Annotated in this window: 11 protein-coding genes; 7 read left to right on the forward strand and 4 right to left on the reverse strand. The window is 71.7% G+C overall.

What is annotated here, in order from left to right:
* Nucleotides 1–56: 56 nt before the first annotated feature.
* The 4 genes from ettA to dnaN all read left to right on the forward strand — a co-directional run bounded on the left by ettA (nt 57) and on the right by dnaN (nt 4,243).
* The gene (gene ettA, locus ABH931_RS11470) at nt 57–1,721 is read left to right on the forward strand and encodes an energy-dependent translational throttle protein EttA (protein ID WP_370112260.1); all 1,665 of its coding nucleotides are present in this window, start codon (nt 57–59) and stop codon (nt 1,719–1,721) included.
* Between the two features lie 71 nt (nt 1,722–1,792).
* Nucleotides 1,793–2,236: an acyl-CoA thioesterase gene (locus ABH931_RS11475; protein ID WP_370112261.1), complete on the forward strand. Its 444-nt coding sequence runs from the start codon at nt 1,793–1,795 to the stop codon at nt 2,234–2,236.
* Nucleotides 2,237–2,258: 22 nt separating this feature from the next.
* Nucleotides 2,259–2,960, forward strand: a complete 702-nt coding sequence (locus ABH931_RS11480; RefSeq protein ID WP_370112262.1) for a hypothetical protein — start codon at nt 2,259–2,261, stop codon at nt 2,958–2,960.
* A gap of 104 nt (nt 2,961–3,064) precedes the next feature.
* Nucleotides 3,065–4,243, forward strand: coding sequence for a DNA polymerase III subunit beta (gene dnaN / locus ABH931_RS11485; protein WP_370112263.1), 1,179 nt, complete (start codon nt 3,065–3,067; stop codon nt 4,241–4,243).
* A 111-nt stretch (nt 4,244–4,354) separates the two neighbouring features.
* Here the strand turns inward: dnaN and ABH931_RS11490 are convergent, their stop codons facing one another.
* Nucleotides 4,355–5,995: a bifunctional aspartate transaminase/aspartate 4-decarboxylase gene (locus tag ABH931_RS11490; protein WP_370112264.1), complete on the reverse strand. Its 1,641-nt coding sequence runs from the start codon at nt 5,993–5,995 to the stop codon at nt 4,355–4,357.
* Nucleotides 5,996–6,065: 70 nt separating this feature from the next.
* Complete coding sequence (gene aspT / locus ABH931_RS11495; RefSeq protein WP_370112265.1) at nt 6,066–7,793, reverse strand: aspartate-alanine antiporter; 1,728 nt, start codon at nt 7,791–7,793, stop codon at nt 6,066–6,068.
* A gap of 169 nt (nt 7,794–7,962) precedes the next feature.
* Here aspT and ABH931_RS11500 point away from each other — a divergent pair, with 169 nt between their 5' ends.
* Nucleotides 7,963–9,777 (forward strand): bifunctional 3'-5' exonuclease/DNA polymerase, encoded by a 1,815-nt coding sequence (locus ABH931_RS11500; RefSeq protein WP_370112266.1) that lies wholly within the window; start codon nt 7,963–7,965, stop codon nt 9,775–9,777.
* 15 nt (nt 9,778–9,792) lie between these two features.
* Here ABH931_RS11500 and ABH931_RS11505 read toward each other — a convergent pair whose 3' ends face one another.
* The gene (locus tag ABH931_RS11505) at nt 9,793–10,110 is read right to left on the reverse strand and encodes an ArsR/SmtB family transcription factor (RefSeq protein ID WP_370112267.1); all 318 of its coding nucleotides are present in this window, start codon (nt 10,108–10,110) and stop codon (nt 9,793–9,795) included.
* A gap of 121 nt (nt 10,111–10,231) precedes the next feature.
* Between ABH931_RS11505 and ABH931_RS11510 the strand changes: the two genes are divergently transcribed.
* Nucleotides 10,232–11,206, forward strand: coding sequence for a zinc-binding alcohol dehydrogenase family protein (locus tag ABH931_RS11510; protein WP_370112268.1), 975 nt, complete (start codon nt 10,232–10,234; stop codon nt 11,204–11,206).
* A 226-nt stretch (nt 11,207–11,432) separates the two neighbouring features.
* Nucleotides 11,433–11,903, forward strand: a complete 471-nt coding sequence (locus tag ABH931_RS11515; protein WP_370112269.1) for a GNAT family N-acetyltransferase — start codon at nt 11,433–11,435, stop codon at nt 11,901–11,903.
* A gap of 72 nt (nt 11,904–11,975) precedes the next feature.
* Here the strand turns inward: ABH931_RS11515 and ABH931_RS11520 are convergent, their stop codons facing one another.
* Nucleotides 11,976–13,379 carry an FtsW/RodA/SpoVE family cell cycle protein gene (locus ABH931_RS11520; protein WP_370112270.1) on the reverse strand — a complete coding sequence of 468 codons (1,404 nt, stop codon included), beginning with the start codon at nt 13,377–13,379 and terminating at the stop codon, nt 11,976–11,978.
* Nucleotides 13,380–13,637: the final 258 nt, after the last annotated feature.

Below are 13,637 nucleotides of genomic sequence, written 5' to 3' on the forward strand. Positions count from 1 at the left end.
CGGTGCGGCACAATGGAAGGCTGTAGCCACACACCAACGACGCCGGACGGTTCATCTTGGCTGAGTACATCTACACCATGCGCAAGACGCGAAAGGCGCACGGCGACAAGGTCATCCTTGACGACGTGACGCTCAGCTTCCTGCCTGGAGCGAAGATCGGCGTCGTGGGTCCCAACGGCGCCGGTAAGTCCACGGTGCTGAAGATCATGGCGGGTCTGGAGCAGCCGTCCAACGGCGACGCGTTCCTCTCCCCCGGCTTCACCGTCGGCATGCTGCTGCAGGAGCCGCCGCTGGACGAGAGCAAGACCGTGCTCGAGAACGTCCAGGACGGCGTCGCCGAGATCAAGAAGAAGCTCGACCGCTTCAACGAGATCGCCGAGCTGATGGCCACCGACTACTCCGACGCGCTGCTCGACGAGATGGGCAAGCTCCAGGAGGACCTCGACCACGCCAACGCCTGGGACCTCGACGCCCAGCTCGAGCAGGCCATGGACGCGCTGGGCTGCCCGCCCGGCGACTGGGCGGTCGGCAACCTCTCCGGTGGCGAGAAGCGCCGCGTCGCGCTCTGCAAGCTGCTGCTGGAGGCCCCCGACCTGCTGCTGCTCGACGAGCCCACCAACCACCTGGACGCCGAGTCGGTCCAGTGGCTGGAGCAGCACCTGGAGAAGTACGCCGGCACCGTGGTCGCCGTCACCCACGACCGGTACTTCCTCGACAACGTCGCCCAGTGGATCCTGGAGCTCGACCGCGGGCGCGCCTACCCCTACGAGGGCAACTACTCCACGTACCTGGAGACCAAGCAGTCCCGCCTCAAGATCGAGGGCCAGAAGGACGCTAAGCGCGCCAAGCGCCTCAAGGACGAGCTGGAGTGGGTCCGCTCCAACGCCAAGGGCCGCCAGGCCAAGTCCAAGGCCCGTCTCGCCCGCTACGAGGAGATGGCGGCCGAGGCCGACAAGATGCGGAAGCTGGACTTCGAGGAGATCCAGATCCCGCCGGGCCCGCGCCTGGGCTCCATCGTCATCGAGGCCGAGCACCTGGCGAAGGCCTTCGGTGACAAGGTCCTGGTCGACGACCTGAGCTTCACCCTGCCGCGCAACGGCATCGTCGGCGTCATCGGCCCCAACGGCGCCGGCAAGACCACGCTCTTCAAGATGATGCTCGGCCTGGAGTCCACGGACTCCGGCGTCGTCAAGGTCGGCGAGACGGTCAAGGTCTCCTACGTCGACCAGAGCCGCGCCAACATCGACCCGAACAAGACGCTGTGGGAGGTCGTCTCCGACGGTCTGGACTGGATCCAGGTCGGCCAGGTCGAGATGCCGTCCCGCGCCTACGTCTCGGCGTTCGGCTTCAAGGGCCCGGACCAGCAGAAGGCCGCCGGCATCCTCTCCGGTGGTGAGCGCAACCGCCTGAACCTGGCGCTGACCCTCAAGGAGGGCGGCAACCTGCTCCTCCTCGACGAGCCCACCAACGACCTCGACGTCGAGACCCTGAGCTCGCTGGAGAACGCGCTGCTGGAGTTCCCCGGCTGCGCCGTGGTCATCTCCCACGACCGCTGGTTCCTGGACCGGGTGGCCACCCACATCCTGGCCTACGAGGGCAACTCGAAGTGGTTCTGGTTCGAGGGCAACTTCGAGTCCTACGAGAAGAACAAGATCGAGCGCCTGGGCTCGGACGCGGCCCGTCCGCACCGCGCCACCTACAAGAAGCTCACCCGCGACTGAGCGAGCAATCCAGGGTGGGTGGGGCGGTCCTCGTCCCACCCACCCCGGCAGTACCTAACGACGGAGAGTCCGTGGCCCGCCACATATACGCCTGCCCGATGCGCTGGTCCGACATGGACGTGTTCGGGCACGTCAACAATGTGAACTTCCTCCGTTACCTGGAGGAGGCCCGGATCGACTTCACCTTCACCACGGCGGGCGAGGTCGGCGAGAAGGCCATGGCCGAGGGCTCGGTCGTGGCCCGGCACGAGATCGACTACCTGATCCCGCTGGTCTACCGGCCCGAGCCGATCATCATCGAGACCTGGATCACCAAGCTCGGCCGCGCGTCCTTCACCGTGACCTACGAGGTCAAGGACGTCGGGGCCGGCCCCGACGGCAAGGACAAGGTCTACGCCCGGGCCAAGACCGTCTGCGTCCCCTACGACCTGGCGGCGGCGCGACCGCGCCGACTGACCGAGGGCGAGCGGGCCTTCCTGGCCGAGTACCTGGAACCGAGCACGGTCGCGGCGTGAACGAGCGGTCGGAGGAGAGCCGATGAGTACCGCCGTCGAGCCGCTGCGGCTCGCCGCCGCGCAGGAGGCCGCGCCGCTCGCGGAGTTCCTGGAGCGCCTGCTGCGTTACGACCGCGCCGCCGCCGTACGCCTGCAGACGGCCGGGACCACACTGGCCGTCTTCGCCCGCATCCCGCTGGGCCAGAGCGGCCCGCTGGTGGTCCGCACCGCGCGGCTCGCCCGGCCGCACGTGCTCGACGTGACCGTCTCGGCCGGCCAGTGGCTGGACGAGCTGGTCCGGCAGGCCCCCGATACCGACGACGTCTCCGGTTCCCGCTCCGGCACCGGTGCCGCCTCCGGCGCGGGCGTCGCCCTTCCGCCCGCGATCACCGGCCCGGCGTGGGCCGGGCTGCTCCCGCCGCGCTCCGGCTGGGAGCACGTCGAGGACCTGGCGACGGCCCCGCTGGCCGCGGCCGTCGCGGCCGCCATCGGTGAGTTCCGTGCCGCTGCCGAGGCCGCCGAGGGCGGCGACGCGCTGGCCGAGGCGATCTGGTCCCGCCGGGTCCACCCCTCGGGTCTGACGCTGCGCGCCCTCCACGCCGCTCACCTCACCGGCCTGCTGCGGCAGGCCCCGCAGATCGCCCTTCACCGCCACCCGGCCTGGCTCCGCCTGACCGCCCCGCGCGGCGCGGTCGCCGTCCGCCGCGGCACCCCTGGGCTCGGACTGAGCGTCACGCCCTCCTGACGGACCGGCACCGGCTCGCGCTCCACCGGTCGTTGTCAGTGCCGGGGTGCAGGATGCGGTCAGCACACGAAGCTGACCGTCCCTCGCACGAAAGCGGCCCTGACGTGAAACTGCGACTCTCCCGCGAAACCCTGGCCGAGGCCGTCTCCTGGGCGGCCCACGCGCTCCCGGCCCGGTCGGCGGTGCCGGCGCTCGCCGGGCTGCTGCTGACAGCGGTTCAGGACGGCGCGGGTGCGGGGTCACTCGCCGTCGCCGGGTTCGACTACGAGGTGTCCGCCCGGTTCCTCGCCGAGGCCGAGGTCGACGAGCCCGGCTCGGCCCTGGTGCCGGGCAGGCTCCTCGCCGATCTGGCCCGGGCGCTGCCCGGCGGCGGCCACGAGGTCGAGCTCGTGGCCGCCGGGTCGGAGCTGACGCTGCGCTGCGGTCCGGTGCAGTTCGAGCTGCCGCTCGTGCCGGTGGAGGACTACCCGCACCTGCCCGCGCTGCCGCCCGTACTGGGCTCGGTCGACGGCGGGCTGTTCGCGGAGGCGGTGGCGCAGGTCGCCGTTGTCGCGGGGCGGGACGAGACGCTGCCGTTCCTCACCGGGATACGGCTGGAGTTCTCCCCCCGGACGCTGCGCCTGGTCTCCACCGACCGCTACCGGCTCGCCGTCCGGGACATCCCGTGGACGCCCGCCGCGGAGGCCGCGGGAGCGGAGCCGGAGAAGCCGCAGGAGCCGGTGGACCCGGTCGTGGCCCTCGTCCCCGCGCGCGCCCTGCACGAGATAGCCCGCTCCCTCGCCAAGGGCGAGCGGATCGCCGTCTCCGCCGCTCCCGACGACTCCGCTCCGGGCGGCGGGCTGATCGGCTTCTCGGCCGGCGGGCAGGAGGCCACGACGCGCCTGCTCGGCGCGGACTTCATCAGGTACCAGGCCGTCTTCCCGACCGCCTACGCCGGCAGCGCCGTGATCGAGCGTCAGCCCCTGCTGGAGGCGGTGCGGCGGATCGCGCTCGTCGCGGACCGGCACCGGCCGGTCCGGCTGGCCTTCACCGCGGGGCGGGTCACCGTCGACGCGGGCGCGGGCGGCGAGGCACGGGGGCGGCAGACACTGGACGCGGTCTTCCCCGCGACGGCGGAGCCGATCACGCTCGCCGCCAACGCCGGGTACCTGGTCGACGGCCTGTCCGCGCTCCCTGGCGAGGAGGTGGAGCTGCACTACACGACGCCCACCCGTCCGGCCGTCCTCACGGTGGCGGGCGACGACGGCTACCGCTACCTCTTCATGCCGCTGCGCAGCGCCTGAGGGGTCGCGAGCCAGAGGGGACCAGAGGACCAGAGCGCGCGGAGGCGGGCGACCCACAAGAGGGGTGCGGGCTGCCGCCCGCACCCCTCAGCGTCACACCTGCCGCGACGTCTACTTCGCCTGCTCCCACTCGTCGCGGTAGTCGGCGAAGATCTCCTTCAGGTGGTGGCCGATCTTCAGGTAGTCCAGGTCGTCCAGGTTGGCGAGCGAGACGCGCACCGACCACTCCGGCCCGTCGAAGCCGCCGCCGTTGAGCAGCACCACGCCGGTCTGCTCGGCCAGGCGGAACAGCGGCTCGGTCGGGACGTAGTTCGCCTTCAGGTAGTCGGCGAACGGCTGCCCGCCCACGCGCTCGGCCTCGGCCAGCAGGTCGAGCTCGATGTAGTAGCCGGCCCGCCCGCTGTCCTCGGCGATCTTCATGCCGGAGCCCTCGAGCAGCAGCTCCAGTCGCTGCCGCACGATGCCCTGGAGCTTGGCCTTGTAGTCCTGACCCTCGGGCAGCAGGTCGAAGAGGGAGAAGAGCACCATCTGCACCTGCTGCGGCAGGCTGAGGCCGGCGGTGTGGTTCAGCGCCACCTGCCGTGAGTCGGCGACCAGGCGGTCGATGAAGCGGATCTTCTCGGGCTCCAGCGTCAGCGTGCCGTAGCGCTTGTTCAGGCGCGCCTTCTCGTCCGGGCCGAGCGCGGCGATCGCGTCGTCGATCACGTTGTCCTGGGCCAGGCCGATCACGCCCAGGCGGTGCCCGGTCGCGCCGTAGTGCTTGGAGTAGGAGTAGACGAGCAGCGTGTTGCGGGGCAGGTCGGTGGCGATGGTGCGAAAGCCGTTGACGAAGGTGGCGTAGACGTCGTCGGTGACGATGATCAGGTTGGGGTTCTTCGTCGCGACGATCTGCTTGATCTGGTCGGTGACCCGCTGCGACAGCGCCAGGGAGGGCGGGTTGCTCGGGTTGACCAGGCAGAGCAGCTTGACCGCGGGGTCCTCCAGCTTGGCGACCTCCTCGGCCGGGTAGCGCCACTCGCGCACACCGGTCTCGGCGAACTTGTTGGCCGAGACCATGACCGTGTCGAACTCGTAGTCCTCGAGTTCGGGGATCTCGATGTAAGGGGTGAAGACCGGCGTCATCAGCGCGATCTTGTCGCCCTTGTGCAGCAGCCCGTTCTTCATCAGCGAGTCGAAGATGTAGCACATGGCGGCGGTGCCGCCCTCGGTCGCGAAGATGTCGAGCTCGTTGCCCGCCGGCGGCTTTGCCTGCATCAGTTCGTCGTGCAGGTAGCCGCGGACCACCTGCTCGGCGTGGACCAGCATGCGGTCCGGCACGGGGTAGTTGTCGCCGATGATCGAGTCGGTGAGCTCGTGGATCCAGGCGTCGCGGTCGAAGCCGAAACGCTGGACGGCCAGGTCGACGCAGTCCTTGAGCATCTCGACCCCGGGCAGCTCGGGGTGGCTGCGGACCCACGCGTCGAACCGTCCGCCGATGCCCTCCTTCTCGGGCATGCCGCCGAGGTTGTCCGCGGTCCAGACGCGACGGCTCTCCGTCAGCGCGTAGTAGCCGAGCGCGTAGAAGGCCTCGCGGGGGGTCGTGGCGATCCAGTTCGGGTTGCCGCGTCCGGCGTTGAGCATGTTCGCGGTGGACTTCCCCTTCTGTCCCTCCGCGTACTTCTCGGCCAGGGCGATGAAGGCCCCCTTCAGCTCGAAGGGGCTGAGCGAGGAGAGCCGCTGCATCTCCTCGCGGCTCACGGACGGCTTGGCCATGACATGCCTTTCGGGACTGTCCAGCTGGGAACGGGTTTCGGCGAAGCGGGAGAGTGGGAGCCAGGGAGGTTCAGGCGAGGAGCGCGACGATGACGGCGCCCCAGATGGTCAGCAGGACGTTGCCCACCGCGTAGGGGATCGTGTAGCCGAGCGTCGGCACCTGCGATTCGGCCGACTCGTTGATCGCGCCGATGGCGGCCGTCGTGGTCTGCGACCCGGCGACGACGCCCATCAGGATCGGGGTTCTGATCTTGAAGACGAAGTGACCGACCAGGATGCCGACGATCAGCGGGATCACGGTGGCCACGGCGCCCCAGATCAGCAGCCCCCAGCCGGCCTGGCTCAGGCCGCTGGTGAAGCCCGGCCCGGCGTTGATGCCGACGACGGCGATGAACAGGCAGAGCCCGAGCGTGTCCATGAACCACTGGGCACCCGGCGGAACGTTGCCGAAGGTGGGGTACTTGCCGCGGATCCAGCCGAAGACCAGACCCATGATCAGCGCGCCACCCGAGGTGGAGAGGCTGATCGGGACACCCCCCGCGGTCAGCGAGGGGATGCCGATGCAGCCGCCGAGGAAGATGCCCAGGCCCACCCAGACCATGTCGGTGGCGAAGCTGGTCGGCACCGGCTTGCCGATGGCCGCGCCCGCCGGGTCGACCAGGCGCTTGGGGCCGGTCAGGACGAGCGTGTCGCCGCGCTCGACCTTGGTGGAGAGCCGGTAGGGGAACTCCGAGCCCGAGCGGTAGATCTTGTCGATGTAGACGCCGACCATGAACGGCTCCGCCCGCAGCTCCGCCACGGTCTTGCCGAGCTGTGCCTTCTCGGACGCGACGACGTGCAGCGTCTCGGTCTGGTAGCCGAGCAGCTCCACGTCGTCGGTCTCGCTGCCGATGACCTGGGCGGGGCGCAGTGCGACGAGGTCGTGCCGCAGGGCGCTGACGGCCACGGTGTCGCCGTGCTCGATCACGGTCTGCTGCGTGTGGTCCAGGATCGCGCCCTCGCGACGGATCCGGGTGACGTAGACGCGGCGGCCGAGGTCCTTCTGCTGCTGTTCGAAGGCGTCGATGGTCATGCCGCTGATGGGGGTCCCGTCGACGCTGTAGGCGCGCAGCACGACCTCGTAGTAGCCCTCGCCGAGGTCCGGGTTGGAGGTGGGCGCGTCCAGTTCCTTGGCCAGCTGGGCGGAGTCCTTCTTCAGGTCGCTCTTGAGCAGGCGCGGCGCGATGTTGGCGAGCAGGATCGCGCAGAGGATGGTGCCGAGGGGGTAGGTGACCGCGTAGCCGATGGGCACCAGGTTCTGCTGCGCGGTGATCTGGTCGTGAGTCATGCCGTGCAGGCCGCCGATGGCGTCCTGGGCGACACCGATGACCGCCGACTGCGTGAGGGCGCCGCCGAGCAGGCCGGCGCCGAGGCCGGGGCCGTAGCCGAGCATCCTGTCGAAGCCGTAACAGACGCCGAGGCCGGTGAGGCAGACCACGACGGCCACGCCGACCTGCGGCAGACCGTCCTTCTTCAGCCCCCGGAAGAACTGCGGACCGACCTTGTAGCCGAGGGCGAACAGGAACATGATGAAGAACACGGACTTGACCGTGCCGTTGATCGAGACTCCGGTCGCCCATCCGGTGAACAGACCCGCGATGAGACAGCCCGTCACCGCGCCCAGCCCGATGGCCTTGTAGTGCAGCTTGCCGACGAGGAAGCCGATGGCCACGGTGAGGAAGATCAACAGCTCTGGGTAGGGCTTGAAGATGTGGTCGGTGAACCAGTGCACCGGCACGACCCCTCTCTGGTTCGTCACAGGCGGACCCCTCCCGCCCATGATCGAATGATATGCAACATTCACCCTTTTTGTCCGATAAGTAAGCTGCTAGAGCGAGTCGTGCGACTCCAGCCCTTTGTCAGTGCCCGGTGCTACGTTCGCGACAGAGGGATCGGGATCAGGACGGTCAGGACGGGGACGACGGACAGTGGCGGAGCTGCGGATCGCGGTCGACGCGGACCAGGACGGTCCCGGCGGACGGCTCCAGCCGCTGGACGAGCGCGGCGAGCCGGCCGGGCGGGCCCTCCGGGTCGCCGATCTGGCCGCCGCGATGGCCGAGCGGGAGCGGTCGGACCGCCCGCGCTGGGTGTGGTCCGCCACGGACGAGGTGTACCCGCGGCTGCTCCCCCGGCTGCCCGACAGCCGCCTCGGCCGCTGTCACGACGTCAAGCTGGTCGAGCCGCTGCTGCTCGCCCACGAGGGCCACTACGGCGAGCCGCGATCGCTGGGGGCCGCGTTCGCCCGCCTGAACGGCCTGCCCGTGCCCGAGGACCTGCCGCTCGGCCTGGCCGGCGCGGAGGCCGACACGCACGCGCAGGACGCCCTCTTCGCACCGGACCGCAGCCGGCTCGAACCGGGCTCCGATCCACTGGCCGCCCTGGTCGCCGTGCACGCGGAGCAGCTGCGCCGGCTCTCCGCCGTGCCCGAGGCGGAGCGGCACGGGCTGCGGCTCCTGGTCGCGGCCGAGTCCGCGGGCGGGCTGGTGGCCACCGAGATGACCTACGACGGCCTGCCGTGGAGCACCGCCGTCCACGACGCCCTGCTGGAGGAGCTGCTGGGCGCCCGGCCGACGGCCGCCCAGGCGGCGAGCGGCGCCCGCCCGCCCAAGCTCGCGGCGCTCGGCGTCGAGCTCCAGGAGGCCCTGCACGCACGCCAGCTGAACCCGGACTCCCCCGGCCAGGTGCTGCAGGCCTTCGCCAAACAGGGCGTCAGCCTGCCCTCGACCAGGAACTGGCTGCTTCGCCAGGTCGACCATCCGGCCGCGCCGCTGCTGCTGCGCTACAAGGAGCTCTCCCGGATCTACGCGGCCCACGGCTGGGCGTGGCGCGACGCCTGGGTGCGCGGCGGGCGCTTCCGGCCGGAGTACGTCGTGGGCGGCGTCGTCTCGGGGCGCTGGGCGAGCCGGGGCGGCGGGGCGCTACAGATCCCGCGCATCCTGCGCGGGGCGGTCGTCGCCGATCCGGGCTGGCGGCTGGTGGTCGCGGACGCCGGGCAGCTGGAGCCGCGGGTGCTGGCCGCGCTGTCGGGCGACCCCGGCCTGATCCGGGCGGGCGCCGCGGGCGACCTGTACGCGGGGCTGGCGGCGGACGCCTTCGGCGGGGACCGGGCCCGGGCCAAGCTCGGCCTGCTGGGCGCGATGTACGGACAGACCAGCGGCGAGGTCGGTCCACTGCTGGCGATCCTGCGGCGCCGCTTCCCGCAGGCGATGGGCCTGGTCGAGTCTGCCGCCCGGACGGGCGAGGCCGGCGGCACGGTCCGCTCCCGCCTCGGCCGGGTCTGCCCGCCTCCCTCCGCCGCCTGGCAGGACGCGACGGCGGCCGCCTACGGCGGGGACGTGGACGCACTGTCGGAGGAGGGAGGCGGCCGCGCCGGTTCCGCGGCCCGCTCACGCGGGCGGTTCACGCGCAACTTCGTCATCCAGGCCAGCGCGGCGGACTGGGCCCTCGCCTTGATCGCCGCCCTGCGCCGCCGCCTGGCCGAGCTGCCCTCCGGCCCGGCGGGCGAGCGGGCCCGGCTGGTCTTCTTCCAGCACGACGAGATCGTCGTGCACAGCCCCGCCCCGCTGGCCGACGCCGTCGCCGCGGCCGTGACGGCCTCGGCCGACGAGGCCCGGCGCCTGGTCTTCGGCGACACCCCGGTCCACTTCCCGATGGACACCCACATCGTGGAGCGCTACGCCGACGCCAAGGGCGGGGAGCCGGCCGAGTCCGAGCTGGGCGACGAGGAGGGGCCGGGGTTCTGAGCGCGCCCGGTCGCGTCAGTGGGGCTGGTTCACCAGCTGCCACAGGCCGGGGAACGCCGCCTCGACCTCCGCGCGCCGGGCCCGGTTCACCCGCCGCGCACCCTCGTCACGCTGCTCGACCAGGCCGGCGTCGCGCAGCACGGCGAAGTGGTGGCTCAGTCCGGCCTTGCCGACGGCCACGTCGAAGGAGCCGCAGGCCCGCGCCCAGTCCTCGCTCCCCCACAGCTGCCGGACGATCTCCAGTCGCACCGGATCGGCGAGCGCGGCGAAGACCGTCTCGACGGGGACGTCCCTCGGATCGCGGTGCTGCGGCGCCGCGCGATGTCCGGCCACCGTCGGCCTCCTCTCGAATGACCTTGAAACACCTTGAAGTGTTCGACGAAAGTCGTACACTCGGAGCAGGAAAGTGTTCGACGTCCGCCGAACACTCTAACTCCGCTGGGGGAACCACGTCATGCGCGCTGTCACGTTCGATCGGCTGGGCGGTCCCGAAGTGCTCCAGGTCGTGGACCTGCCCGAGCCCGAGCCCGGCCCCGGCGAGGTCGCTGTCGCGGTCGACTGGGTCGGCGTCAACTTCGCCGACGCCAAGGCTCGCTCGGTCGGCTACCGGGTCGACACCCTCCCGTTCCACCCCGGACTGGAGGTCTCCGGCACGGTCCGCGCCCTCGGCGAGGACGTGACCGGACTGACCGTGGGACAGCACGTCTTCGCCATGCTGAACGGCAAGGGCTACGCCGAGACCGCGATCGCCCCGGCCGCCACCACCTTCGCCGTCCCCGACGCCCTCGACCTGCGCGACGCCGCCGCGCTGGGCACCGTCCTCGCGACGGGCTACGCCCTGGTCCACGACGTGGCACGCCTGCGCGAGGGCGAGACCGTCCTGGTCCAGGGCGCGGCCGGCGGTGTCGGCACGGTGACCGGCCAGCTGGCGCGCGCCGCCGGCGCGGGGCGGGTCCTCGGCGTGGTCTCGCGCCCCGAGAAGGCCGCGTACGCGAAGGAGTTCGGTTACGACGAGATCCTCGTCGGCGAGGACTTCGACGAGCAGGCGCGGGCCGCGACGGACGGCCGCGGGGTCGACGTGGCACTCGACCCGGTGGGCGGCGAGAGCTGGAACCGCAGCATCGCCGCGCTGGCGCGCTTCGGCCGCGCCGTCTCCTTCGGCAACGCGAGCGACGCCGCGCCCTGGAGCGCCGGCATGGCCGACCTCGCCGGCCGCGGGCTCTCCGTCTCCGCCTTCAGCATCCTCGGCCTGGGGGCCGCCGACCCGGCCCGGCTCCGGCTCCTGACCGAACGGGCGTTCCGCGAGGCGGAGCGGGCGGGGATCACGATCCCGGTCACCGGCGAGTTCCCGCTGGAGCGCGCCGGCGAGGCGCACGCGCTGCTCGAAGGCCGCAGCAGCACGGGCAAGCTCCTGCTCAAGTTGCACTGACCTCAGGGGCGCGGGGCTCTGCCGATACGCGGCTCCGCCGCGAAGGCGCTACAAGCCGCCCACCCACGTAGCGCACCGGACGAGCAGGGCCATCCGCTCATCAGTGGTTGCTCGCGCCCACGCAGGGGGCACCTCTGGGGCACCTCCCGGCCGAAGGCTGGGGGAGGAGCCGCACATGTCGCAGCCCCGCGCCCCTGATGGTGCAGCAACATGGCATAGTCGACAGGTGCTTCTCACCACCCCCCGTCTGCGGCTCTGCCTCGCGCCTCCACCGTTCGACCCCAGTGGGTTCGACTGGATCGAGGGGGCGCCGGGGTCGGGTGTGTGGGAGCTGGCGGGGATCACCGCGCGTGCCGCGGAGGTCGGGTGGTACGTGCCGCCGTGGGGCATGTACGTGATCGTCCGCGGTGCCGACGACCGCGCCGTCGGCGGGATCGGGTTCCACGGGCCGCCCACCGCGACCGGCGAGGTCGAGCTCGGCTACGAGCTCGCGCCCGCCGCGCGCGGTGCCGGGTATGCGACGGAGGCGGTCGCCGCGCTGGCGGCGCTCGCCCTGGAGGCCCCTGACGTCCGGGCCGTGACGGCCCGGACCGCGCCGGACAACACTCCCTCCCAGGCGGTCCTCCTCCGCGCGGGCTTCACCCGCGTCCCGGTCCCCCCGGCGGACGGCATGGTCCACTACCGGCGGAGCCGGTGATGGACCGCAGTCGGCGGGGCCGGTGATCGGACCGCACTCGGCGAAGCCGGTGATCGGACCGCACAGGCCCGTTCAGTCGCGGTGGTGCGCAGGGTGGCCCGCCCGGGCCTGGATTTCGGCGGCGCTGATGGTCAGGGTCTCCGCCGGGTTCGGCGCCGGTCGGCTCTCGGTGCGGCCCGCGGCATCGGAGAGCTTGATCATCAGCGCGGCCAGCAGCCAGTTGGCCACGGCCGAGGACCCACCCTGGGAAAGGTAGGGCAGGGCCTTTCCCGTCTCGGGCAACAGGCCGATGACGCCGCCGGCCACGACGAAGACCTGCAGCACGACGACGCAGCCGAGCCCCGCGGCGAGAAGCTTGCCGAAGGGATCGGTGAGGGTGAGCGCGGTCCTCCAGCCGCGCTGCGCCAGCAGGACGTAGAGCACCAGCAGCGCCATCAACCCGGCCGTGCCCAGCTCCTCCGCGAACGCGCCGAGGATCCAGTCGCTGCGGCCCGCGGAGCGGATCAGCCACGGCTGGCCCTGGCCGAGACCGGTGCCGAGGATGCCACCGTGGGCGAGCGCGAACAGTGCCTGCGCCGGCTGTTCGGTGACGGTCGGGTGGGGCAGAAAGGCGTCCATCGGGTGCAGCCAGGCGGTGACGCGCTGGCCGACGTGGGAGGAGGTCACGCCGACCGCGCCACCTCCGGCCACGGCCAGCAGCAGGCCGACAGCCACCCAGCCCACCCGTTCGGTCGCGATGTACAGCATCAGGACGAAGATGCCGAACACGATCAGCGAGGTGCCCAGGTCGACCTCGACGACCAGCACCAGCAGGCACACCACCCACACCGCCAGCAGCGGACCGAGGTCGCGCATCCGCGGCAGGCTCACGCCCCAGACGCGGCGGCCGACCATGACGAGCACGTCGCGGTTCGCCATCAGGTAACCGGCGAAGAACACGATCATGCCGATCTTCGCGAACTCGTCCGGTTCGACGTGGGCCGGCCCCAGCGAGATCCAGCGCTTCGCCCCGTTCACGGCCGGGAAGAACGCCGGCGCCATGAGCAGCACCAGCGAGCCCGCCATCGTCAGGTAGGTGTAGCGCTGAAGCACCCGGTGGTGCTTCACCAGCGGCAGGACCACCGCGAAGAGCACGACCGCGAGGACGGTCCACTGCGTCTGTTGCGGGGCCTCGGCGCGACGCTCGGAAGCGTCGAGGCCGACGAGCGCGTAGCTGATGTCGAGCCGGTGGACCATCGCCAGCCCGAGGCCGGTCAGCAGCACCACGATCGGCAGGATCAGCGGATCCGCGAACGGCGCCCAGCGACGCACCGCGAGATGTGCGGTCAGCGCGAGGACGCCGAGACCGGCGCAGACCGTCCAGAACGAGCCGGCCAGTGTGCCGTGCAGCGCCAACTCCCCGCTCGCCGCGGCCCCGACCGAGACCGCCACCGCTCCCAGGACCAGTGCCGGCTCGACCCTGCGACGACGCGCCATCGCCCTCACCCGTCCCCCGTCCCCCGCCGTCCGGCGGACACCGGACGATGATCGTTCCCCGGGACTGGGACGAAGTACGTGAACGTCCGGTTGCGCTCGCCCCGCGGCACACCGCCTGTGCTCCGCTCCGCAGGCCCGCCTTGATCCGCGGCACACCGCCTGTGCTCCGCTCCGCAGGCCCGCCGTGATCCGCTCCGCGGAACGCCGCCTTTGATCCGCTCCGCGGATAACTGGTCGACAACCGCCACACCGCCTTGC

The organism is Streptacidiphilus sp. MAP12-33, from assembly GCF_041261265.1.
Taxonomy (GTDB): Bacteria; Actinomycetota; Actinomycetes; order Streptomycetales; family Streptomycetaceae; genus Streptacidiphilus.

Bases quoted from the DNA above. Each gene is read 5' to 3' on its own strand.
- ABH931_RS11480 (WP_370112262.1), top strand. From the start codon at position 2,259: ATGAGTACCGCCGTCGAGCCGCTGCGGCTCGCCGCCGCGCAGGAGGCC.
- ABH931_RS11490 (WP_370112264.1), bottom strand. From the start codon at position 5,995: ATGGCCAAGCCGTCCGTGAGCCGCGAGGAGATGCAGCGGCTCTCCTCG.
- ABH931_RS11510 (WP_370112268.1), top strand. From the start codon at position 10,232: ATGCGCGCTGTCACGTTCGATCGGCTGGGCGGTCCCGAAGTGCTCCAG.
- ABH931_RS11520 (WP_370112270.1), bottom strand. From the start codon at position 13,379: ATGGCGCGTCGTCGCAGGGTCGAGCCGGCACTGGTCCTGGGAGCGGTG.